Origin of the sequence: Streptomyces sp. NPDC000404 (assembly GCF_040300365.1) — a bacterium.
GTDB classification, from domain to species: domain Bacteria; phylum Actinomycetota; class Actinomycetes; order Streptomycetales; family Streptomycetaceae; genus Streptomyces; species Streptomyces ramulosus.
Genome location: NZ_JBEPDN010000001.1, coordinates 454,231 through 477,957 on the forward strand (window position 1 = coordinate 454,231; position 23,727 = coordinate 477,957).

Annotated in this window: 15 protein-coding genes; 7 read left to right on the top strand and 8 right to left on the bottom strand. The window is 74.6% G+C overall.

Annotated elements, in window-relative coordinates; all coding sequences use genetic code 11:
- Positions 1–58 precede the first annotated feature (58 nt).
- Both ABT345_RS02020 and ABT345_RS02025 read left to right on the top strand, forming a co-directional pair.
- Positions 59–853, top strand: coding sequence for an SDR family NAD(P)-dependent oxidoreductase (locus ABT345_RS02020; protein ID WP_345083542.1), 795 nt, complete (start codon positions 59–61; stop codon positions 851–853).
- A 236-nt stretch (positions 854–1,089) separates the two neighbouring features.
- A complete protein-coding gene (locus ABT345_RS02025; protein ID WP_345083544.1) occupies positions 1,090–2,103 on the top strand; it encodes an aldo/keto reductase in 1,014 nt (337 codons plus the stop codon).
- Positions 2,104–2,184: 81 nt separating this feature from the next.
- Here ABT345_RS02025 and ABT345_RS02030 read toward each other — a convergent pair whose 3' ends face one another.
- The 3 genes from ABT345_RS02030 to ABT345_RS02040 form a co-directional block, all read right to left on the bottom strand.
- Positions 2,185–5,208 (bottom strand): bifunctional [glutamine synthetase] adenylyltransferase/[glutamine synthetase]-adenylyl-L-tyrosine phosphorylase, encoded by a 3,024-nt coding sequence (locus ABT345_RS02030; RefSeq protein WP_345083546.1) that lies wholly within the window; start codon positions 5,206–5,208, stop codon positions 2,185–2,187.
- Between the two features lie 58 nt (positions 5,209–5,266).
- Entirely contained in the window at positions 5,267–6,628 is a 1,362-nt protein-coding gene (gene glnA2, locus ABT345_RS02035) for a gamma-glutamylpolyamine synthetase GlnA2 (RefSeq protein WP_345083548.1), read from the bottom strand.
- A 312-nt stretch (positions 6,629–6,940) separates the two neighbouring features.
- Positions 6,941–7,762, bottom strand: coding sequence for an alpha/beta fold hydrolase (locus tag ABT345_RS02040; protein ID WP_345085061.1), 822 nt, complete (start codon positions 7,760–7,762; stop codon positions 6,941–6,943).
- Between the two features lie 672 nt (positions 7,763–8,434).
- On the opposite strand from ABT345_RS02040, the gene ABT345_RS02045 reads away from it, so the two are divergent.
- Both ABT345_RS02045 and ABT345_RS02050 read left to right on the top strand, forming a co-directional pair.
- A complete protein-coding gene (locus tag ABT345_RS02045; protein ID WP_345083551.1) occupies positions 8,435–10,033 on the top strand; it encodes a multicopper oxidase family protein in 1,599 nt (532 codons plus the stop codon).
- Positions 10,034–10,195: 162 nt separating this feature from the next.
- Positions 10,196–11,950 carry an NAD+ synthase gene (locus tag ABT345_RS02050; RefSeq protein WP_345083553.1) on the top strand — a complete coding sequence of 585 codons (1,755 nt, stop codon included), beginning with the start codon at positions 10,196–10,198 and terminating at the stop codon, positions 11,948–11,950.
- 1 nt (position 11,951) lies between these two features.
- On the opposite strand, the gene ABT345_RS02055 is transcribed toward ABT345_RS02050, so the two are convergent.
- The 4 genes from ABT345_RS02055 to ABT345_RS02070 all read right to left on the bottom strand — a co-directional run bounded on the left by ABT345_RS02055 (position 11,952) and on the right by ABT345_RS02070 (position 17,010).
- Positions 11,952–13,181: an MFS transporter gene (locus ABT345_RS02055; RefSeq protein ID WP_345083555.1), complete on the bottom strand. Its 1,230-nt coding sequence runs from the start codon at positions 13,179–13,181 to the stop codon at positions 11,952–11,954.
- Between the two features lie 321 nt (positions 13,182–13,502).
- Positions 13,503–14,435, bottom strand: coding sequence for an endonuclease/exonuclease/phosphatase family protein (locus ABT345_RS02060; protein WP_386460110.1), 933 nt, complete (start codon positions 14,433–14,435; stop codon positions 13,503–13,505).
- A gap of 323 nt (positions 14,436–14,758) precedes the next feature.
- Positions 14,759–15,394 (bottom strand): TetR/AcrR family transcriptional regulator, encoded by a 636-nt coding sequence (locus ABT345_RS02065; protein WP_345083559.1) that lies wholly within the window; start codon positions 15,392–15,394, stop codon positions 14,759–14,761.
- Positions 15,391–17,010: a DHA2 family efflux MFS transporter permease subunit gene (locus ABT345_RS02070; protein ID WP_345083561.1), complete on the bottom strand. Its 1,620-nt coding sequence runs from the start codon at positions 17,008–17,010 to the stop codon at positions 15,391–15,393. Before ABT345_RS02070 ends, ABT345_RS02065 begins: the two co-directional genes overlap by 4 nt.
- Positions 17,011–17,199: 189 nt before the next feature.
- On the opposite strand from ABT345_RS02070, the gene panB reads away from it, so the two are divergent.
- The 3 genes from panB to ABT345_RS02085 all read left to right on the top strand — a co-directional run bounded on the left by panB (position 17,200) and on the right by ABT345_RS02085 (position 20,070).
- Positions 17,200–18,093, top strand: coding sequence for a 3-methyl-2-oxobutanoate hydroxymethyltransferase (gene panB, locus ABT345_RS02075; RefSeq protein ID WP_345083563.1), 894 nt, complete (start codon positions 17,200–17,202; stop codon positions 18,091–18,093).
- Positions 18,094–18,214: 121 nt separating this feature from the next.
- Positions 18,215–19,243 (top strand): ATP-binding cassette domain-containing protein, encoded by a 1,029-nt coding sequence (locus ABT345_RS02080; protein ID WP_345083565.1) that lies wholly within the window; start codon positions 18,215–18,217, stop codon positions 19,241–19,243.
- Complete coding sequence (locus ABT345_RS02085) at positions 19,240–20,070, top strand: ABC transporter permease (protein ID WP_345083567.1); 831 nt, start codon at positions 19,240–19,242, stop codon at positions 20,068–20,070. The genes ABT345_RS02080 and ABT345_RS02085 overlap by 4 nt, the downstream gene beginning before the upstream one ends.
- A gap of 46 nt (positions 20,071–20,116) precedes the next feature.
- On the opposite strand, the gene ABT345_RS02090 is transcribed toward ABT345_RS02085, so the two are convergent.
- Positions 20,117–23,614 carry an AfsR/SARP family transcriptional regulator gene (locus tag ABT345_RS02090; RefSeq protein WP_345083569.1) on the bottom strand — a complete coding sequence of 1,166 codons (3,498 nt, stop codon included), beginning with the start codon at positions 23,612–23,614 and terminating at the stop codon, positions 20,117–20,119.
- Positions 23,615–23,727: the final 113 nt, after the last annotated feature.

Below are 23,727 nucleotides of genomic sequence, written 5' to 3' on the forward strand. Positions count from 1 at the left end.
GCTGCCGGGCGCCCACCCGATCCCAGCAGTTCCACCACCTCGACGAGGGGAACGCCTCATGCAGATCGATCTGTCCGACCGCACCGCGCTGGTCACCGGCTCCACCCAGGGCATCGGCCACGCCATCGCCGTCGGCCTCGCCCGCGCGGGAGCGAGCGTCGTCGTCAACGGGCGCGGCGCGGAGCGCGTCGCCGAGGCCGTCCGCAGCGTGCAGGACGAGTCCGGCAGCGACGACGTCACCGGCGCCGTCGGCGACCTGGCCACGGAGGAGGGCGCCAAGGCCGTGCTGGCGAGCGCGCCGGACGTGGACATCCTCGTCAACAACCTGGGCATCTTCGGCTCCGCGCCGCCCCTGGAGATCGACGACGCCGAGTGGCGCCGCTACTTCGAGGTCAACGTCCTCTCCGCGGTCCGGCTCATCCGCGCGTACCTGCCGGGGATGAAGGAGCGGGGCTGGGGGCGCGTCCTCAACCTCGCCAGCGACTCGGCCGTGGTGATCCCCGCCGAGATGATCCACTACGGGATGACGAAGACCTCGCTGCTCGCGGTGGGCCGCGGCTTCGCCAAGGACGCCGCGGGCACCGGCGTCACCGTCAACTCCGTCATCGCCGGGCCGACCCACACCGGCGGCGTCGAGGGCTTCGTCCGCGAGCTGGTCGGCGACGAGCTGCCCTGGGACGAGGCGCAGCGCGAGTTCATGGTCAAGTACCGCCCGCAGTCCCTGATCCAGCGGCTCATCGAGCCCGAGGAGATCGCCCACATGGTGGTCTACCTCGCGTCGCCGTACGCCTCCGCCACCACCGGCGGCGCGCTGCGCGTCGACGGCGGCTACGTGGACTCGATCCTGCCCTAGGGACGCGCTTCCCTGGCCCGCGGCCGGTCCGCCTCCGAAGGGAGGAGGGCCGGCCGCGGGCGTTTCCCGGCCGCGGAGCCCGGCCGCGAAGCCTGCCCGCAAGGCGCGCATAACCCGCCCTTGCATTATCCAGCGTATGCAAGTAACTTCGTATGCAAGCAAGTCCGTGGAAGCGTGAAACGGGGAGGCGCCCAACGGCTCGCCACCACGCACGACCGCACGAAAGGGAGCTCCCGATGAGCCTCACCCACCTGCTGCCCGGTTCGCTGGGCTTCGGCACCGCCCCCATGGGCAACATGTTCCGCGCCATCCCCGAGGACGACGCGCAGGCCACCCTCCAGGCCGCCTGGGACCAGGGCATCCGCTACTACGACAGCGCGCCCTCCTACGGCGCGGGCCTGGCCGAGATCCGCCTCGGCCGGATGCTGTCGCAGCAGCCGCGGGACTCCTACGTGCTGTCCACGAAGGTGGGCCGGGTCATCCACGACGAGATCGAGGACCCCGCCGCCCGCGAGATGGGCGAGAAGACCGGCCTGTTCGAACACGGCCGCCCCAACAAGATGACCGACGACTACACCGCCGACGCCACCAAGCGCTCCGTCGAGGACAGCCTCAAGCGGCTGAACACCGACCGGCTCGACATCGTCTGGGTCCACGACATCGCCCAGGACTTCCACGGCGACGGGTGGCTGGAGAAGTTCGAGGAGGCCCGCACCGGCGCCTTCCGCGTCCTGGACGACCTGCGCGACCAGGGCGTCATCAAGGCCTGGGGCCTGGGCGTCAACCGCGTCGAGCCCGTCGAGCTGACCCTCGCCCTGGACGAGCCGCGCCCCGACGGCTTCCTGCTGGCCGGGCGCTACACCCTGCTCGACCACGGCCAGGCGCTCCAGCGGCTGCTGCCCGCCGCACGGGAGCAGGGCGTCGAGATGATCGTCGGCGGCCCGTACAGCTCCGGTGTGCTGGCCGGCGGTACCCACTTCGAGTACCAGAAAGCCCCGGCGCACATCGTGGAGGCCGTCCGGCGCATCCGGGAGCTGACCGACCGGCACGGCGTGTCCATCAAGGCCGCGGCGCTGCAGTTCGTCCTCGCCCACCCGGTGACCGCCGCCGCGATCCCCGGCGCCTCCCGCCCCTCCCGCATCGCCGAGGACCTCGGCGCCCTGCGCGAGGAGATCCCCGCCGCGTTCTGGCACGACCTGCGCGCGGCCGGTCTGCTCGACCCGGCGGCCCCGCTCCCGGCCGGCGCCTGACCGGCCAGAGGCCCTGGCCCGCACGCGTTCCGGCGTGCGGGCCGGGGCCTTCCCTTGCCCGCACGGCGGCGCGCGCAAGGCTCACGCCCCGTAGAAGACCTCCTCCACCACCGCGCGGGCGCGGCGGGTGATGCGGCGGTAGTCGTCGAGCATGTCGCCGACGTGGCCCTCCTCGTAGCCGAGGTAGCGGCCGACGGCGGCCAGTTCGCGGGCGTCGGCGGGGAAGGTGTCGCCGGGGCGGCCGCGGACCAGCATCACGCCGTTGCGGACGCGGGCGGCGAGCACCCACGCCTCGTCCAGGATCTGGGCCTCCTCGGTGCCGATCAGTCCGGCCTGATGGGCCGCGGCCAGGGCCTCGCGGGTGCGGGTGGTGCGCAGGCCCGGCAGCTCCCAGCCGTGCTGCAGCTGGAAGAGCTGCACCGTCCACTCCACATCGCTCAGGCCGCCGCGGCCCAGCTTGGCGTGGGTGGTCGGATCGGCGCCGCGGGGCAGCCGCTCGGACTCCATCCGGGCCTTGAGCCGCCGGATCTCCCGGACCGCGTCCTCCCCCAGCCCCTCGACCGGGTAGCGCAGCGGATCGATCAGCTCGATGAAGCGGCGGCCCAGCTCGGCGTCGCCGGCGACCGGTTCGGCGCGCAGCAGCGCCTGCGCCTCCCACGTCAGCGACCAGCGCCGGTAGTACGCCGCGTACGAGGCGAGGGTGCGCACCAGCGGACCGGAGCGGCCCTCCGGGCGCAGGTCCGCGTCGATGGGCAACGGCGGGTCGGCGGAGGGGAGCTGGAGCAGCCGGCGCATCTCGTTGGCGACGGCGCGGGCGGCCTTGGCAGCCTCCTGCTCGTCGGCGCCCTCGCGCGGTTCGTGGACGAAGAGCACATCGGCGTCCGAGCCGTAACTCAGCTCGTGGCCGCCGAAACGGCCCATGCCGATCACCGCGAAGCGGGTCGGCAGGGTGTCGCCCCAGCTCTCGCGGACGGCGGCGCGCAGCGCGCCGGCGAGCGTCGCGGCGTTCAGATCGGAGACCGCGGAGCCCACCGCGTCCAGCAGCCGCCCGTGGTCCTCCTCGGCCGGGTGGTCCTCCGTGCCGTACGCGCCGATCAGATCGGCGGCGGCGGTGCGGAACAGCTCGCGGCGGCGCACCCCGCGGGCCGCGGCCACCGCCGCCTCCGCGCCGTCCGCGCGGCCGACCGCCGCCAGCACCTCCTGCTCCAGCGCGAGGCGGCCACGCGGGCGCAGCCCGTCCGGGGCGCCGAGCAGCGCCACCGCCTCCGGCGCGCGCAGCAGCAGATCGGGGGCGAGGCGGCCGCCGGACAGCACCCGGGCGAGGTTCTCGGCCGCGGCGCCCTCGTCGCGCAGCAGCCGCAGGTACCACGGGGTCTTGCCGAGCGCGTCGGAGACCTTGCGGAAGCCCAGCAGTCCGGCGTCCGGGTCGGCGGAGTCGGCGAACCAGCCGAGCAGCACCGGCAGCAGCGTCCGCTGGATCGCCGCCTTGCGGGTCACGCCGGACGCCAGCGCCTCCATGTGGCGCAGCGCCCCGACCGGATCCGCGTAGCCGAGCGCCTCCAGACGCTGGCCCGCGGCCTTCGCCGACAGCCGGGTCTCGCCGGGCTCCAGATGGGCGACGGCGTCCAGCAGCGGCCGGTAGAACAGCTTCTCGTGCAGCCGCCGCACCTCGCGGGCGTGCCACTTCCACTGGGCGCGCAGCGCGTCGACCGGCTCGGTGCGCAGCCCCAGGGAGCGGGCCAGGCGCCGCAGGTCGGCGTCGTCCTCGGGCATCAGATGGGTGCGGCGCATCCGCTGGAGCTGGATGCGGTGCTCCAGGGTGCGCAGGAAGCGGTAGGCGGCGTCGAGGGCGGCGGCGTCCTGGCGGCCGACGTAGCCGCCGGCGGCGAGCGCGGCCAGCGCGTCGAGGGTGGTGGGGCTGCGCAGCGTCGCGTCGCTGCGGCCGTGCACCAGCTGGAGGAGCTGGACGGCGAACTCCACGTCCCGCAGCCCGCCGGGGCCGAGCTTCAGCTCCCGGTCGACCTCGGCGACGGGGATGCCCGCGACCACCCGGCGCCGCATCTGCCGGACGTCGGTGACGAAGTTCTCCCGCTCGGCCGCCTGCCACACCAGCGGGGCGAGGGTTTCGACGTACGCCTTGCCCAGCTCCGGGTCGCCCGCCGTCGGCCGGGCCTTGAGCAGCGCCTGGAACTCCCAGGTCTTGGCCCAGCGCTGGTAGTAGGCGAGGTGGCTGCTGAGGGTGCGGACCAGCGGGCCGTTGCGGCCCTCGGGCCGGAGGTTGGCGTCGACCGGCCAGATGGTGCCCTCGGCGGTGACGTCCGAGCAGACCCGCATCAGCCGCGCCGCCAGCCGGGTCGCGGCCTGGAGCGCCGCCGCCTCCTCGGTGCCCTCCTTGGCCTCCGCGACGAAGACGACGTCGACGTCCGAGACGTAGTTCAGCTCCCGGCCGCCGCACTTGCCCATCGCGATGACGGCGAGCCGGCAGACGGCGGCGTCGCCCGGCGCCTCCTCGGAGGCGATCTGCAGGGCGGCGCGCAGGGTCGCCGTCGCCAGGTCGGCCAGCTCCGCCGCGGCCTCGCTGACGTCGGTGGTGCCGCACACATCGCGCGCGGCGATGCCCAGCAGGCAGCGGCGGTAGGCGATCCGCAGCGCGTCCGGCCGCGGCAGCGCACAGCCTTCCTCGCCCCAGACGCCCTCGGCCAGCGCCTCCTCGAACTCCGGGGTGGCCGGGTGCAGGTCCGCCGCCTCGTACGCGGTGAGCGACCGCCAGTCGCGGGGGTGGCGGGCGAGGTGGTCGGCGAGCGCCTCGGAGGTGCCCATGACGCCCAGCAGCCGGTCCCGCAGCGGCTTCGCGGTGACCAGCGTGGCCAGCAGCCGCTGCCGCTCCGCCTCGTCCTGCGCCTCGACGAGCCGGACCAGCCCGAGCAGCGCCTGATCCGGGTCGGCGACGGCGGCGAACGCCTCCAGCAGCACCGGGTCCTCGTGCACGGGGGCGAGTTCGGGCGTCTGCAGCAGCCGGGCGGCGGCCGACGGATCGGTGAAACCGTGTCGCAGCAGCCGGGTGAGGGTGCTGCTCCGCCGGCCCTGCGGAGCGGGTTGTGCCATGGGCGGGCGCCTCTCAAGGGTCGCCCGGCCGCCGGGCCGGGCGACGGCGGGATTCGGGTTACAGGACCGGCAGCATCTTGCGCAGCTCGAAGGCGGTGACCTCGGAGCGGTACTCCTCCCACTCCTGCTTCTTGTTGCGCAGGAAGAAGTCGAAGACGTGCTCGCCGAGGGTCTCGGCGACCAGTTCGCTGCGCTCCATCAGGTCGATGGCCTCGCCGAGGTTCTGCGGCAGCGGCTCGATGCCCATCGCGCGGCGCTCGGCGTCGGTCAGCGCCCAGACGTCGTCGTCGGCGCCGGGCGGCAGCTCGTAGCCCTCCTCGATGCCCTTGAGTCCGGCGGCGAGGAGGACCGCGTAGGTCAGATACGGGTTGGCGCCGGAGTCGATGGAGCGGACCTCGACGCGGGTGGAGCCCATCTTGCCGGGCTTGTACATCGGCACCCGGATCAGCGCGGAGCGGTTGTTGTGGCCCCAGCAGATGTACGAGGGGGCCTCGCCGCCGGCGCCCGCGGTGCGGTTGGTGCCGCCCCAGATGCGCTTGTAGGAGTTGACCCACTGGTTGGTGACGGCGGAGATCTCCCCGGCGTGGCGGAGCAGTCCGGCGATGAACGACCGGCCGACCTTGGAGAGTTGGTACTCGGCGCCGGACTCGTGGAAGGCGTTGCGGTCGCCCTCGAAGAGGGAGAGGTGGGTGTGCATGCCGGAGCCGGGGTACTCGGAGAACGGCTTGGGCATGAACGTCGCCTGCACGCCCTGCTCCAGCGCCACCTGCTTCATGACCAGCCGGAACGTCATGATGTTGTCGGCGGTCGACAGCGCGTCGGCGTACCGCAGGTCGATCTCCTGCTGGCCCGGGGCGCCCTCGTGGTGGCTGAACTCCACGGAGATGCCCATCGATTCGAGCATCGTGATCGCCTGCCGGCGGAAGTCCATGCCGACGTTCTGCGGGGTGTGGTCGAAGTAGCCGGAGGAGTCGCCGGGGGTGGGCCGGCGGCCGTCCACCGGCTTGTCCTTGAGCAGGAAGAACTCGATCTCGGGGTGGGTGTAGAAGGTGAAGCCGAGGTCGGAGGTCTTCGCCAGGATGCGCTTGAGGACATAGCGCGGGTCGGCGTACGAGGGAGAGCCGTCGGGCATCAGGATGTCGCAGAACATCCGGGCGGTGCCGGGGCCTTCGGCGCGCCAGGGCAGGATCTGGAAGGTGCCCGGATCCGGCTTGGCGATCATGTCGGACTCGTAGACCCGGGCGAAGCCCTCGATGGCGGAGCCGTCGAAGCCGATGCCCTCGTCGAAGGCCTGCTCCAGCTCGGCGGGCGCGACGGCCACGGACTTCAGGAACCCGAGCACATCGGTGAACCACAGCCGTACGAAACGGATGTCACGCTCCTCCAGCGTGCGGAGCACAAACTCCTGCTGCTTGTCCATGGTTCACCAATCCTTGCAGGTCAATCAGCCCGTCCACACATGTGGGATCACATCGTGTGGCACACCAGTATCACGCGCGGGGGTTACCGTCACATTACGCACCCTTGGCCTGATTCAGAACCGCCCGGCCGTGTCCTCGGGCCGTCGCCCGCCTCGTCCGGGGCGCGCCCGAGGGGCCCGCCATGGTCAGCGTGGGGCGCGCGGGCGCCGTCTGTCACGGGCCGCGGCACGGCAAACCGGCGGCTTGGCGCACTCCTGACCTCCCCGAAAGGCGCCGTTGACCCGCCCATGGGGTGCCGGGGGCGCGCCCCGTCACAGTTCGCGCACGGCGCGGGCGACGGTGTCCGGGGCATCGGCCATCAGCAGATGCCCGGCGGGTGCGGCCACCACGAACCGGCCACCCAGCTCGGCGGCGAGCGCGCGCTGCCGCTCCAGCCACCGCAGCTCACGGGGCGTCTCCCCGCCGCCGTACGCCGCGAGGACCGTCACCGGTACGGGTGGCAGCGCACGCTCCGGGCGCAACGCCGCCACCTCCGCCGCCTGGTAGGGGTGGGCGGCGTTCTCCAGCGCGCAGGCGCGCACGACCCGGCTGGTGCGGTACGTGGGGCGCTCCCAGGGGTGCGCGGGGTGCGGGCCGAGCGCCCCGGCGCGGGAGATGAGGCGGCGGCCGGCCGGGCCGAGGACGCGGGGCAGTCCGGCGGCGGAGGCGGCGCCCGCCACACCGCCCGCCCAGGCGTGCCGGACCGCGCGCGGCAGCAGCGGGCGGGCCGGGTCGGCGAGGCTGCCGTCGGCGAGGACCAGGCCCGCGCAGCGGTGCGGGTGGAGCCGGGCGAAGGCCTCGGCGTGGAAGGCGGCCATGGAGTGGCCGACGACGGTGGCCGGGCCCGGGTGGCCGAGCGCATCGAGGACATGGGCGATCCGGTCGGCCTCGGCGGCGGCGGTCGGCGGGCCCGGTGCGGGCGCGCTCAGGCCCAGGCCCGGGCGGTCGAAGCGGACGACGGTGCGGTCGGGGGCGAGCAGCGCCACCACCGCCTCCCAGTCGAACCAGGCCATGCCGAGGCCGCCGCAGAGCACCACGACGGGGCCCGTGCCCTCCTGGAGGACGTGCAGCGGCACGCCGTCGACGCGCAGCATCCGGCCGGGCGGCGCGCCGGGGCCCGGGCCGTCCGCGGGGTCCGCGCCGCGGGGCCGGGCCGGCGCGCGGTCCGCGCCGCCGGGGAACGTGTCGCCGCGGCCGCCGCTCCCCCGGCTGCCGCTGCCCTGACTGCTGCCCCTGCTGCGGTTCATCCGCGGCCTCCCGCTCATCCGTCTCGCACCGCCCCCGGCCGCGCCCTGCTCGGTTTCTTCCCGCCCGGCACCGATTCTCCCGCCCGCCCGGCAGGGAGTTTCCCCCGCCCGCCGCACCCGGAGTTTCTCCCGCCCGTCCGGCGGCGGTGCCCGGGGGAGCCCGCGGGCCGCTCCGGGCCTCGCCGCCGTACGGCACCGCCACCGAACGGCCGATACCCCGTGGGGGTAACGACCCGGAGTGGCGGATAGCCCCGGAGGAAGGAGCGGTGCCCGTGGCGGGCGCCGTGACGCCGCGGATTCCCGCCCCCCAGGTCGTAAGGTGCCCCGCGAGGCACCACCCGACCGCCGGACCCGCCGCGCGCCGTCACCGGCCCCCACCCGACACCCCGCCCACCGTCCTTCCGTCCACCCTCCCGGCGGCGATTTGTCCGCATTCATTCGCTTTTGCGGCACGCCTCTCCCCGTCCCGTCCCCGTCCGCCACTCCGGCCGTGCGCCCACCGACACCCCGAGGTACTTCATGCGACCTGAGCGCCCCTCCCGCCCCCAGACCGAACCGTCCGCCCGCCCCGCCGAGCCCGGGCGGCGGGCACTGCTCGGCGCGGGAGCCGCCGCCGTCGCCGCCGGGCTGCTCGGCTCGGGCGACACCGCCGCCGCCCGCCCTGCGCGCGCCGACGGCAAGGGCGCCGCGGCCGCCGCCGACGGCGTCCCGCCCGGCTACGTCACCCCCGGCGGCTCCCGGGTCCGCGACACGGAGCGGCGGCGGGGCAACGGCCCGGTGCGGCAGATGTCCCTGCTCGCCACGCCCGCCCCCGTCCGGCTCGGCGCCCGCACCGTCAACACCTGGACGTACGAAGGCGCGCTGACCGGACCGGAGATCCGGGTGAGCGCCGGCGACATGCTGGCGGTCGACTTCGCCAACGACCTGCCGCACGCCACCACCGTCCACTGGCACGGCCTGACCCTGCGCAACGACATGGACGGGGTGCCCGGCATCACCCAGGACGCGGTGGCGCCCGGGGAGTCCTTCGCGTACCGCTTCATGACGCAGCGGCCGGGCACGTACTACTACCACCCGCACGTCGGCGTGCAGCAGGACCGCGGTCTGTACGGACCGCTGATCATCGAGGATCCCCGGGAGCCGCTCGCGTACGACAGGGAGTGGGTGGTCGTCCTCGACGACTGGGTCGACGGGGTCGACGGCTCGGATCCGGACGCGATCCTCAAGGAGCTGAACCACGGCATGAGCAGCGGCCACGAGATGCGGGCCGCCGCGCCGGAGCCGAAGGGTCCGCCGCGGATGCTGGAGCGCTCCCACAGCGATCTGCTCGGCGGCGAGGCGGGCAACGTCGACTACCCGCTCCACCTGATCAACGGGCGGACCGCGGACGACCCGGAGACCTTCGCCGCCGCGCCCGGCGACCGCATCCGGATCCGCATCATCAACGCGGGCGGCGACACCGCCTACCGGGTGGCGCTCGGCGGACACACCATGACCATCACCCACACCGACGGCCACCCCGTCGAGCACGCCGACACCGACACGCTGCTGATCGGGATGAGCGAGCGCTACGACGTGCTGGTCACCGCCAAGGACGGCGTCTTCCCGCTCACCGCGCTCGCCGAGGGCAAGAAGCACCTGGCCCAGGCCCTGCTGCGGACCGGCGGCGGCGCGGCTCCCGGGCCCGGCGCCCGCCCCCGGGAGCTGGACGGGAAGCTGGTCACCGCGTTCGATCTGGACTGCGGGGAGTCGGCGCGGCTGCCCGACCGCGAGGTCGACCGCCGCCATCAGCTGGTGCTGACCGGGTCGATGCGCCGCTTCGACTGGGCGATCAACCGCAAGCCGTACACGTCCTCGCAGCGCTATCCCGTCCGGGAGGGCGAGCGGGTGGAGCTGGTGTTCCGCAACCACTCCCCGATGTGGCACCCGATGCATCTGCACGGCCACCCCTTCGAGCTGACGTACGGCGGGGCGCGCAAGGACACCGTCATCGTGCGCCCGGGCCACACCGTGCGGGTCCATCTGGACGCCGACAACCCGGGCCTGTGGATGCTGCACTGCCACAACGTGTACCACTCGGAGAGCGGGATGATGACGGTGCTCGGATACCGCGAATAGCCCCTGGATGTAAGGGAGTTGGGGGCGGCGGCCGCGCGGGCACGGGGCGCCGCCGCCCCGCCGGGCGGGGCGTCCTCGCCCCGTCATCCGCCCGTAACGCGGGCGCCGGATCCGTAACTTTCCCGACCCCTGCCGCGCCCGGCGGACGAATAAAATGGTGGGGTGCCTCAGCTCCGGGTCGCCCTGAACCAGATCGACACCTGTGTCGGCGCGCTCACGCGCAACGCCGAGGCGCTGCTCCGCCGGACCCGGGACGCCGCGCGGCAGGGCGCGCACCTCGTCGCCTTCCCCGAGATGGCGCTGACCGGCTACCCCGTCGAGGACCTCGCGCTGCGCCCGTCGTTCGTCGAGGCGAGCCGGGCGGCGCTGGCGGAGCTGGCCGGGCGGCTGGCCGCCGAGGGGCTGGGCGAACTCCCCGTCGTCGTCGGGTACCTCGACCGCGGCGCGCAGGAGGCGCCGCGCTACGGACGGCCCGCCGGGGCGCCGCAGAACGCGGCGGCGGTGCTGCACCGCGGCCGCGTCGCGCTGCGCTTCGCCAAGCACCATCTGCCCAACTACGGCGTCTTCGACGAGTTCCGGTACTTCGTGCCCGGCGACACGCTGCCCGTCGTGCGGGTGCACGGCGTCGATGTGGCGCTGGCGATCTGCGAGGACCTCTGGCAGGACGGCGGCCGGGTCCCCGCCGCCCGCGCCGCCGGAGCCGGACTGCTGCTCTCCCTCAACGCCTCCCCCTACGAGCGGCACAAGGACGACACCCGCCTGGAGCTGGTGCGCCGCCGGGCCCGGGAGGCCGGGTGCACCACCGCGTACCTGGCGATGACCGGCGGCCAGGACGAGCTGGTCTTCGACGGCGACTCGCTGGTCGTCACCGCCGGCGGCCGGGTCCTGGCGCGGGCCGCGCAGTTCGCCGAGGAGTGTCTCCTGGTCGATCTGGAACTGCCCGCGGCCGCCGCCGAGCCGCCCTCCGGCACCGTCGACGACGGGCTGCGCATCGACCACGTCACGCTCTCCGCCGACCCGCTGCCCGCCTATCCCCCGCAGCCGGCGGGCGGTGCGGCGGACCGGCTGGAGGATCTGGCGGAGATCTACACCGCGCTGGTCACCGGGGTGCGGGCGTACGTCACCAAGAACGGTTTCCGCAGCGTGGTGCTGGGACTGTCCGGCGGTATCGACTCGGCGCTGGTGGCCGCGCTCGCCTGCGACGCGCTGGGCGCCCGCCACGTCCACGGCATCGCGATGCCGTCCGCGTACTCCTCCGAGCACTCGCTCACCGACGCCGCCGAGCTGGCCCGCCGCACCGGGCTGGCGTTCCGTACGGTGCCGATCGGGCCGATGGTCGACGCGTACATGAGCGCGCTGGAGCTGACCGGGACGGCCGAGGAGAACCTCCAGTCGCGGGTGCGCGGCACCACGCTGATGGCGCTCGCCAACCAGGAGGGCCACCTCGTGCTGGCGCCCGGCAACAAATCCGAGCTGGCCTGCGGCTACTCCACGCTCTACGGCGACTCCGTCGGCGCGTTCGGGCCGATCAAGGACGTCTACAAGAGCGACGTCTACGCGCTGGCCCGCTGGCGCAACGCCGCCGCCGCGGACCGCGGCACGGCCCCGCCGATCCCGGAGCACACCCTCACCAAACCGCCCAGCGCCGAACTGCGCCCCGGCCAGCTCGACACCGACACGCTGCCCGACTACGCCGTCCTCGACCGGATTCTCGCGCTCTACGTCGACGGGGACCGGGGGCGGGCCGAGATCGTCGCCGAGGGGTTCGACGACGATCTCGTGGTGCGGGTGCTGCGGATGGTGGACGCGGCGGAGTACAAGCGGCGGCAGTACCCGCCGGGCACCAAGATCTCCGCGAAGGGCTTCGGCAAGGACCGCCGGCTGCCGGTCACCAACCTGTGGCGGGAGGGCGCCTGAGTCAGCCCTGACGGTCGGCGGGAGCCGCTGCCTGCGCCGACCGCTCCTCCGGGGCGCCGCCGCGGGCCACCACCCGGGAGGCGTCGCCCTCCGTACGGTCCAGGAGTCCGGCGGTGACGGCGACGGCCAGGCCCGCGGCGGCCAGCACCGCGCCGACGAGGGCGGGCGACGTCCAGCCCCAGCGCGCCGACAGGGCCAGGCCGCCGGCCCAGGCGCCGCCGGCGTTGGCGAGGTTGAACGCCGACTGGTTGGACGCGGCGGCCAGCGTCGGCGCGCCCTGCGCCTTCTCCATCACCAGCATCTGGAGCGGTGTGGTGGTCATGAAGCCGACGGCGCCGATCAGGACAACGGCGGCCAGCACCAGCGGCTTGTGCGGCGCGGCCAGCGGGAAGAGCGCGAGGACTGCGGCGAGGGCGGCCAGCGAACCGTAGAGGGTGGGGCGCAGCGCGCGGTCGGTGAGCGGTCCGGCGGCGAGGGCGCCGAGCGTCATGCCGATTCCGAAGAGGGCGAGGACGACGGTCACGGAGGTCTCGGAGAAGCCGGTGACCTTGGTCAGCACCGAGGCGAGATAGCTGTAGAAGGCGAAGACGCCGGCGAAGCCGAGGACCGTGGTGAGCAGGCCGAGCAGCACCTGCCGCCCGGCGAGGGCGCGCAGCTCGCGGCCGAGCCCGGTGCGCTCCCCGGCGGGCAGCGGCGGCACCAGCCGGGCCAGCGCGGCCATCGCGACGAGGCCGATGCCCGCGACGACGAGGAAGGTGGCGCGCCAGCCGAGGTGCTGGCCGAGGAGGGTCGCGGCGGGCACGCCCACGATGTTGGCGACGGTCAGGCCGAGGAACATCGTGGCGACGGCGCGCGCCTGCCGCCCCTCGCGCACCAGCCGGGCGGCGACCACCGCGCCGACGCCGAAGAACGCGCCGTGCGGCAGCCCCGCGAGCAGCCGCCCGGCGACCAGCAGCGGGAAGTCGGTGGCGAGCGCGGAGGCGAGGTTGCCGGCGGTGAAGAGCGCCATCAGCGCCACCAGCATCGGCTTGCGGGGGACGCGGGAGCCGAGCGCGGTCAGCAGCGGGGCGCCGATCACGACGCCGAGCGCATAGGCGGAGACGAGGTAGCCGGCGGTGGGCACGGAGGTGCCCAGATCGTCCGCGACGTTGGGCAGCAGGCCCATCATCACGAACTCTGTGGTGCCTATTCCGAAGGCCGAGATCGCGAGCGCGAGCAGAGCCAAGGGCATGGGAGACCTTTCGGAGCGATGCGCGAGGCGGGCGACGGGTGCGGGGTGTCCGTGCGGGCGCCGCCGGGTCGCCTCGGCGCCGCCGCCCTATGTTCGAGGACGGAACAAAGTCTGGCAGGTCCGGAATTCCGCCGGGTGACGACGGTGTGACCTCGGGGTGTGCCGTTGCGCACGGCGGAAGGGCGCCGCGGAGCCGTCCCGTACGGGAACACGGGGCCCGGGCTGTCCGCCGTGCCCCGCGCTCCCGCAGGGCCCCGGACACGCCGGAGCGGGCGGAACGTCGCCGTTCCGCCCGCTCCGGTGGCCGGTCGGCCGGTTGAGTCAGGAGCCGCCCGTGAGGTTGAGCGAGGCGGCGATCGGCAGGTGGTCGCTTCCGGTGGCGGGCAGCGTCCAGGCGGCCACCGGCTCCAGGCCCCGGGTCATGATCTGGTCGATGCGGGCCATCGGGAACGACTGCGGCCAGGTGAAGCCGAAGCCGTCGCCCGCCGCGCCCTGCGCCGAGCGCATCTGGGAGGTGACCGGCGCCAGCGACCGGTCGTTCATCGTGCCGTTGAGGTCGCCGAGGAGGACCACGCGGCTCAGCGGCTCCTCCGAGACGGCCTTGCCGAGCGCGGCGGCGCTGGCGTCGCGCTGGCTGGCGGTGAAGCCCGCCTTGACCTTGACCCGCACCGAGGGCAGATGCGCGACGTACACCGCGATCTTCTCGCCGTCCGGGGCGGTGAGCGTGGCGCGCAGCGCCCGCGTCCACCCCATCTTGATCGGCACCGACGCCGCGTCGGACAGCGGCCGCTTGCTCCACAGGCCGACGGTGCCCTTGACCGCGTGGTACGGATACGCCGCCGCCAGGCCCTTGGTGTAGGCGGGCAGCGCCTTGGCCGTGACCTCCTCCAGGGCGATGACGTCCGCGTCGGCGGCGACGAGGTCGCGGGCGGTGCCCGCGGGGTCCGGGTTGGCCGCGTCGACGTTGTGGGTGACGAACGTCAGGTCGCCGCCGGTGCCCGCCTTGCTCGTGAGCTGGCCGCCGAAGAGGTTGGCCCAGGCGAAGACCGGCAGCACCAGGGCGACCAGCGCGGTCGCCGAGCGGCGCAGGACCGCCAGCAGGAGCAGCAGCGGGATGCCCAGGCCCGCCCACGGCAGGAACGTCTCCAGCAGGCTGCCGAGGTTGCCCACGGAGTTGGGGACCTTGGCGTGCAGCAGCATCAGCAGGCCGAGCGCCACGGCCAGCACCCCGAGGACGATGCCGCGCCGCCACATCCGCTCCGGCCCCCACCATCTGCGCAGACGCTCGGCCCGGGAACCGGTCCGTTCAGGGCCCGGCCCCTGCTCCGGCTCCGTCATGTACGCCTGCGCCATTCCGCTTCCCTCACTGCTCTGAATCCGCCGCGGCCTCGACTCCGCCCACCGACCCTAGGTGATCGCGGGGCGGTGCCTTTCCACCCCTAGTGACGAGGTGCCCACGGCGGAAAGTTCCGGCCGCGGCCGCCGCACCGCATCCTGTGACACAACGGGCACATGCGGCCGTCCGCCCCGGCGCGCGGCACCGCTCCGGGCGCCCCCGCGCGGTCCGGGCGCCGTCGTCAGGGGCGCGGGCGCACCCCTTCGAGCACCGTGTCGACGATCTGCTCGGCGAGCCCCTCGGGCAGCGCCGTGCGCTCGTCGATCAGGGCGCGCGCCAGCATCGGGCCGACGAAGAGATCGGCGAGCACCTCGACCTCGCGGTCGGCGCGGATCTCGCCCCGCGCCATCCCGCGCCGCAGCACGGCGTGCACCGCCTCGCGGCGGGCCCGTATGACCGTCTCGTGGTACTCGCGCCAGACGTCCGGCTGCGCCTGGACGTGGGTGAGGACGGTGCGCAGCACCGCGGAGTGGCGCTTGGCCAGGCCGCGGCGGCGCAGATGCTCCAGCAGGGCGACGAGGTCGTCGCGGACCGAGACGCCGGGCGCCGGGGGGAGGTCGTCGTCCAGGGACCGGACGACGTCCAGGAGCAGGGCGTTCTTGCCGGGCCAGCGGCGGTAGAGCGTGGCCTTGCCGACGCCGGCGGCGCGCGCGATGCCCTCCATGGACAGCTCGCCGATGGAGGCGCCCTCCTCGATCAGGCGCAGCACCGCCTCGACGATGGCGGTGTCCGCCGCGGCGGAGCGGGGCCGGCCGCGGCGCCCGTCCCCCGCCGCCTCCGGGACGGACGGGCCGCCGGGCGCGCTCGGGCCGGTCATTTCGGGGCCCGTTCGGTCTCGTCCGGGCGCGGGGCGGCGACGGGTGCGGCGGTCGCCGGGCGGCCGGGCAGGAACACCGCGACCATCACGGCGCCGATCAGCGCGATGCCGGACGCGACGAGCGCGGTGAGGTGCATGGCGTGGACGAAGGCGTCCTGCGCGGCACTCACCAGGGGCTGTCCGGCGGGGCCCAGCCGGGCGGCGACGCCGAGGGTGGCCTCGATGGACTCGCCGGCGGCGTGCCGCACCGGCCCGGGGAGAGCGGGGACGGCGTCGAGGGCGCCCTTGACGGCGTCGCGGTAGGTGGTGGAGAGCACCGAGCCGAGGACCGCGACGCCGAGGGTGCCGCCGACCTGCCGGAAGGTGTTGTTGAGCGCCGATCCGGAGCCGGCCTTCTCGCGGGGCAGCGCCTGCATGACCGAGACGGTGACCGGCGGCATGATGTGCGCCATGCCGGTGCCCTGGAGGAAGAAGATCACTTCCATCAGCCACATCGGGGTGGAGACGTCGAGCACCAGCAGTCCGGCCATGGTGACGGCGACGGTGAGCATCCCGGCGGTGCACACCGCGCGGGCGCCGAAGCGGGCGACGACGTGCCGGGCGCGCGGCGCGAAGATCACCTGCGCGGCGGCCAGCGGCAGGATCAGCGTCCCCGACTCCAGCGGGGAGTAGCCGCGCACGCTCTGCACGTAGAAGACGATGAAGAAGGTGACGCCCGTCAGCGCGAAGAAGACCAGCGCCATGGCGGTGACGGCGGCGGAGAAGGCCGGGTTGCGGAAGTAGCCGATGTCGATGGACGGGTGGTCGCTGCGCTTTTGGTGGACGACGAAGGCCGCGAGGACGGCGAGACCGCCGAGGACGGTGGAGACCACCTCGGGGGCGGTGAAGTCGGCGAGCTGGCCGCCCTTGATGATGCCGTAGATCAGCAGGACCAGGCCGACGACGGAGAGCGCGACGCCGACCGGGTCGAGGCGGCCGGGCGCCGGGTCGCGGGAGTCGGGCACCAGGAAGACCATCGCGACCAGGGCGATCAGCACCACGGGGACGTTGATCAGGAAGACCGAGCCCCACCAGAAGCGGTCGAGCAGCAGGCCGCCGGCGATCGGCCCGACGGCGATGGCCAGGCCCACGCCGCCCGCCCAGATCCCGATCGCCCTGGGCTGCTCCTCGCGCTCGAAGACGTTCATCAAGATGGCGAGGGTCGCGGGCATCACGAAGGCGCCGCCCAGGCCCATCAGCGCGCGGAAGGCGATCAGCTCGACGGGGGTGGCGGCGAACGCGGCGAGCACCGACCCGGCGCCGAACACCGCGAGGCCGAACAGCAGCACCTTCTTGCGGCCGAGGCGGTCGCCGAGCAGCCCCGAGGTGAACAGCAGCCCGGCGAAGACCAGCGTGTAGGCGTTGATCGCCCACTCCAGCTCGCTCTGGGTGGCGCCCAGACCGGCGGGCGCGGGGGTCGCGATGGTCTTCATCGCGACGTTGAGGATGGAGTTGTCCAGCACCACGATCAGCAGGCTGAGCATGAGCACGGAGAGGATCACCCAGCGGCGGCGGTGCACGGTCGCGTCGGTGCGGCCGGGGCGCGGGTCGCCGGAGCGGCTCGGGGAGGGGGCCATGTCCGTCAGCGTACGCCTTTCGATACGGAACCGTTCCGTATCGCGGGGCCGGGTCGGGCACCCCGGGTGCGGCGCCCCGGCCGGGCCGGAAGGCGTCCCCCTTCCCCGGCCCGGCCGGGCCGTGCCAGCATGGAGGGGAGTCCGGAGACGCCGTCAGGGCGCTTCGAGATGAGAACAGGAGCCGTCACCATGACGCAGCTTTTGCCTGCCCGGAAACCGGCCGCGGAGCCCGCAGCGACGCCGCCCGCCGAGCCCGGCAAGTCCCTCTACGGCGGTACCCGCTCCCGCCGGGTCACCGTCCGTGACATCGCCGCCGCCAAGGAGCGCGGGGAGAAATGGCCGATGCTGACCGCCTACGACGCGATGACCGCATCGGTCTTCGACGAGGCCGGGATCCCCGTCCTCCTCGTCGGCGACTCGATGGGCAACTGCCATCTCGGCTACGAGTCGACCGTGCCGGTCACGATGGACGAGATCACCCTGCTGTCCGCCGCCGTGGTCCGCGGCACCGAGCGCGCCCTGATCGTCGCCGACCTGCCGTTCGGCGCGTACCAGGAGGGCCCCGTGCAGGCGCTGCGCAACGCCACCCGGCTGGTCAAGGAGGCCGGCGCCGGGGCCGTGAAGCTGGAGGGCGGGGAGCGCTCCGCGCACCAGGTGGAGCTGCTGGTGTCGGCCGGCATCCCCGTCATGGCGCACGTCGGGCTGACCCCGCAGTCGGTCCACGCGTTCGGCGGCTACCCGGTCCAGGGCCGCGGTGAGGAGGCCGCGCAGCAGCTGCTGCGGGACGCCAAGGCGGTGCAGGACGCGGGCGCGTTCGCGGTGGTCCTGGAGGCGGTGCCCGCGGAGCTTGCCGCGGAGGTCACCCGGTCGCTGCACATCCCGACGGTCGGCATCGGCGCCGGGGTGGAGTGCGACGCACAGGTGCTGGTGTGGACGGACATGGCCGGGATGACGGCCGGCCGGGTGCCGAAGTTCGTCAAGCAGTACCTCGCGCTGCGGGAGCTGCTGGGCGGGGCGGCGAAGCAGTTCGCCGAGGAGGTCGTCGCGGGGACGTTCCCCGAGGAGCGGCACACCTTCCACTGAGGTGCGGCGGGGGCCGGTGCGTGCGCGCGGCGGCCCCCGTGCCGGCGGTCGCCGGCCGCCGTCCGCCCCGTGTCGGCGGAATGTCGGTGCGGTGTCGGCGGGGCCCGGCACCGTGGGGGACATGACACGACAGACGAAGACCCCTCGGGGCGGCAACGCCGTGGAGGTGCGCGGTCTGGTCAAGCACTTCGGCGACGTGAAAGCCGTCGACGGGGTGGACCTGGACGTGCGCGAAGGCACCGTGCTCGGCGTACTCGGACCGAACGGCGCCGGTAAGACCACGCTCGTCCGCTGCCTGTCCACGCTGCTCGTCCCGGACGCCGGGAGCGCCGTGGTGGCCGGGTACGACGTGGTGCGCCAGCCGCGCGCGCTGCGCCGCACGATCGGCCTGACCGGCCAGTACGCCTCGGTCGACGAGAAGCTCTCCGGCTACGAGAACCTCTACATGATCGGCCGGCTGCTCGACCTCTCCCGCAAGGACGCCCGGCGCCGCGCCGACGAGATGCTGGAGCGGTTCTCGCTCACCGACGCCGCCAAGCGGCCGGCCGCGAAGTACTCCGGCGGCATGCGCCGCCGCCTGGACCTGGCCGCCTCCATGATCGGGCAGCCCGCCGTCCTCTACCTGGACGAGCCGACCACCGGCCTCGACCCGCGCACCCGCAACGAGGTGTGGGATGAGGTGCAGCGGATGGTCCGCGAGGGCGCCACGGTGCTGCTGACCACGCAGTACATGGAGGAGGCCGAGCAGCTGGCGAACGAGCTGACGGTGATCGACCGCGGCCGGGTCATCGCCGAGGGCCTCGTCGACGAGCTGAAGGCCAAGGTCGGCGGCCGCACGCTGCAGATCCGCCCCGCCGACCCCACCGCCCTGGACGCGGTGGCCGCGGCCCTGGCGGGCGCCGGGCTCGACGGCCTCGGCGGCGCCACGCCCGACCCCGCCGAGGGCGTCGTCAACGTCCCCATCGTCAGCGACGAGCAACTGACCGCGGTGATCGGCCTGCTGGGGACGCGGGGCATCGCCCTCGCCGGCATCAGCACCCATCTGCCCAGCCTGGACGAGGTGTTCTTGGCCATCACCGGCCAGAAGACCTCCGACGCGGGCGCCCCCGAGGACGCATCGGATCAGCAGTACGCGGAGGTATCGGCATGAGTGCCGCCACACTGACGGCGCCGGCGGCGAAGCCGGGCGCCGACGAGGGCCGGATCGGGCTGCGCGCCAACCTGCGCCACATCACCGCGCTGGCGCGGCGCAACGCCCTCCAGATCAAGCAGGACCCCGAGTCGATGTTCGACGTCCTGCTGATGCCGATCATCTTCATCCTGCTGTTCGTCTACGTCTTCGGCGGGGCCATCGCCGGCAAGGGCCACCAGCAGGAGTACGTCCAGCACCTGGTGCCCGGCATGATGGCGATGATGGGCATGAACATCGCCATGGCGGTGGGCACCGGCGTCAACGAGGACTTCCGCAAGGGCGTCATGGACCGCTTCCGGACCATGCCGATAGCCCGCTCATCGGTGCTGATCGCCAAGATCGTCGTCGAGATCGGCCGGATGCTGATCGCCACCACGATCCTGCTGGCCATGGGGTTCCTGCTCGGCCTCGAAATCCGCGGCAGCGCCCTGGAGTTCGTCACCGCGATCCTGCTGTCCACGGCTTTCGGCGCCGCGCTGATGTGGATCTTCATCCTGCTGGGGCTGTCGGTGCAGACGCCGCAGGCGGTGCAGGGCATGGCGATGCTGGTGCTGATGCCGTTGCAGTTCGGCTCGTCGATCTTCACGCCGACGGACAAGATGCCCGGCTGGCTGCAGAGCTTCACCGAGGTCAATCCGCTCTCCCAGCTGGCGGACGCGGCCCGCGCACTGATCAACGGCCAGGGCGGGGTGGCCCATCCGGCCCTGATCACCCTCGGCTGGGCGGTCGCCATCACAGCCGTCACCATGCCGCTGGCGGTCCGGAAGTTCCGCAGCAAGACCTGACGCGCCCGGGGGCCGCGGCTTCCGGGAGACCTTCGCCCGGCTCGCGTCAGATGAGGGCGGTGGCCTCCTTCAGGGAGAGGCCGCCGCCCTCGGCGTAGCCGCGGGCGTACGCCGCGTCGCCGACCGCCGCGCGGACGGCCTCCTCCGCCGCCCGTCGCAGGTGCCGGATGGCGCGCGGCGGGGCGTGCCCCGGCTGCCACAGGGCGTCGTACGCCCCCACCAGCCGCGCCGCGTCCCGCCCGGCCGGTGCGCCGCGCACCGCGATCAGCGCCCGTGCGCCGGTGAGCAGCTGGGCCACCGGCAGATCGGGGGCGACCATCCGGGTCAGCTCGTCCTGCATCTTGGCGAGGGCCGAGCGCAGCCGCTCCAGCAGCCCGTCGAAGCAGCCCGTCTCGATGTCCACGGCGACCAGCGCCGCGTCCACCATCCCGACGAAAAGCTCCGGCCCCCACGAGGCCGACTCGCCCCGGACCAGCAGCAGATGCTCGCGCGCCGCCGCCGGCCGGCCCGTCACCAGCAGATGCGTCGCCAGCGTCAGCCGGGCGAACGGCACCGCGTCCCGGCCGGCGGCCAGGTCCTCGGTCCGCGCCAGCACCTCGCGCAGCAGCCGCTCCCCCTCCTCCGCCCGCCCGTCCTCGATGAGCACCCCGCCCAGCCGGGTCCGCAGGATCAGCGTCTGGCCGTGGGCGCCCAGGTCACCGGCGTACCGCATCGCGGCGCGGTAGTCGTCGGCGGCCAGCGCGTACCTGCCGCGGGTCTCCCGCGCCTCGCCGCGCCCGGCCATCGCCTCGGCGACGCCCCAGTCGTCACCGATCTCCAGGAACAGCCGCAGCGCCTCATCGGCGTCCCGGTCCGCCTGCTCCAGACCGCCGGGCCGGTCGTGGAGGATCTTCGCGCGCAGCTGGAGGACGTACGCCAGCTCCCAGTCGTAGCCCAGCGCCCGGCAGGCGGCCACGCCCCGGTCGACGAGGGTGAGCAGGTCCTTCTGCCCCCCGGAGAGCAGCACCGGGTAGAACCAGAACACGCCCGGCACCCGGCAGGTCTGCGGCACGCCCCGGCGGTACGCGGCGAGGACCCCGGCCATCTCCTCCTTCCGCTCCGGACCGGTGAACACCTCCGTGTACGTCTCCGCACACGACAGCTCCACCAGCCGCACCTGCCGGCGGGCCTCCACCAGCTGTTCCGCGCCCATCGGCGGCGGCGCGTCGATCGGCCGGTCGTGGAGGTCCGGGGCGGGGGCGACGGGCGGCAGGAACGGGTTGGTGCCCAGCGCCCCCGCCGCCCGCGACCACGTACGGGCGTCCACCCGGTGGTCGCGCAGCATCCAGAACCACTGGAGCGACAGCACCAGGCAGAGCGCCTCGTGCTCGTCGCGGGCGGCGACGGCGCGGCGCAGCGCGGTGCGCAGGTTGTCGTGCTCCAGCTCCAGCCGCTCCAGCCAGGCCCGCTGGCCGGGGCCGCGCAGCAACGGGTCGGCGGCGCGGGCCAGTTCGCGGTGGGCGACGAGGTGGCGGCGCTCGGTGGCGGCGCGCTCACCCGCCTCGTCCAGCCGCTCGCCCGCGTACTCGGCGACCGTCTCCAGGAGGCGGTGGCGCATCCGGCCGTCCGCCACCGGGGCGGCGACCACCAGCGACTTGTCGATCAGCGAGCCGAGGACGGCCGCGACCTCCCGCCGATCGACGCCGTCGCCCGCGCAGACCTCCTCGGCCAGCTCCGGGTCCCAGCCCCCGGCGAAGACGGACAGCCGCCGCAGCACGGCGCGTTCGGGCGCGTCGAGGAGGTCCCAGGACCAGTCGACGACGGCGCGCAGCGTCTGCTGGCGGGGCAGTGCGGTACGGCTGCCGCTGGTCAGCAGCCGGAAGCGGTCGTCGAGGCGGTCGGCGATCTGCCGCGGGGAGAGCATCCGCAGCCGGGCGGCGGCCAGTTCGACGGCGAGCGGCAGCCCGTCGAGGCGGCGGCAGATCTCGGCGCACGCCGCCGGGTCGTCCTCGGCGCGGAAACCGGGCCGGGCGGCGGCGCCCCGGTCGGCGAGGAGCCGCAGCGCCACCGGGTCGGGCAGCGGCTCCACCGGGCGCAGCACCTCGCCGGGGACGGCCAGCGGCTCCCGGCTCGTCGCCAGGACCGTCACACCGGGGCAGTCGGTCAGCAGCCGCTCGGCGAGCGCGGCGGCGGCGCCGACGACGTGTTCGCAGTTGTCGAGGATCAGCAGCATGCGGTGGTCGGCGCAGTGCTCGGTGAGGCGGCCCAGCGGGTCGAGCGCCGTGGGGTCGTTGGCGGCGCGCAGTCCCTCGGCGGTGGAGCCGCGGACCACCGTCTCGCGGGCGCCGAGGGCGGTGAGGACGGTCTCCGGCACCGTCGCCGGATCGTCGACCGGCGCCAGCTCCACCAGCCACACCCCCTGCGGCCAGGCCCCCGGCAGACCGGCGGCGGCCGCCTCCGCCCCCTCCTGCGACAGCCGCGTCTTGCCCGCGCCACCGGGCCCCAGCAGCGTGACCAGCCGGTGCGCGGCGAGATCGGCCCGCAGCCCCGCCAGCTCGCCGTCCCGGCCGACGAAGGAGGTCCGGCGGGCGCGGAGATTGCCGGGGAGCCGGGCGGCGGGGGCCGCCGGGGGCGGAGCGGACCCGGCGGACGGGGCCGGGCGCGCCGGTACGGGTGCGGCCGGTGCGGCCGGTGCGGCCGCCGGTGCGGAACCGTCCACCGTGGCGGGGACGGCGGGCCCGGCGGGCGGCGCGGCCGCGCCCGGACCGGTGGCCGGCCCCGGGGAAACGGGCCCGGCACCCCCGATGGCCTGCCCGGCCGGCGCCCCGCCGGGTCTCAGCAACTCCCCGTACAGCTCGCGGAGTTCCGGCCCGGGGTCCACGCCGAGCCGGTCGGCGACGTCCCGCCGGATCTCCTCGTAGGCGGCGAGCGCCTGCGCGGTGCGGCCCGCCGCGCGCAGCGCCCGCAGCCGCAGCGCCTGCAACGGCTCGTCCAGCGGATGCTCCCGGCACAGCGCGTCCAGCCCCGGCAGCGCCTCCTCGGCGCGCCCGAGGGCGAGGTCGGCGGCGAACCGCATCCGGCGGGCGTCCAGCCGCCGCCGCTCGGCCCGGACCGCGTCCGCACGGGCCGCCGGGAGGTCGACGAGGGCCGGGCCCCGCCACAGCGCCAGCGCCTCGTCCAACGCCGCGGCGGCCCGCTGCGGGTCGCCGCCGCCGAGCGCCGCGGCGCCGTTCGCGGTCAGCCGCTCGAACCGCGGCAGATCCACCGCGTCGGGCTCCGCACACAGCCGGTACGTGCCGTCGGCGGAGGCCACGGCCGCATGTCCCAACGCCCGCCGCAACCGTCCGACCAGCGCCTGGAGCGCGCCGTTCGCATCCGCCGGCGGGTCCATCCCCCAGATGTCGGCGATCAGCGCGTCGGTGGGCAGCGCCCGGCCGGGCCGCAGCGCGAGCGCCGCCAGCAGCGCCCGCAGCCGGGCGCCCCCGAGGGGCACGGCCGTCCCGTCCGCCCTCAGTGCCTGCGTCGTGCCCAGAATTCCGTACCGCACCCGAACATTGTCGGTCACGATCCGCCCCCTTCCTCCCCATACGGCCCGCCGCCCCCGGCACGGGCCCGCCCCACCTTCTCCCGGGCGCCCGCCCCGCGACCACCGGATTGCCTGCCGAGGTACGGGGGCGG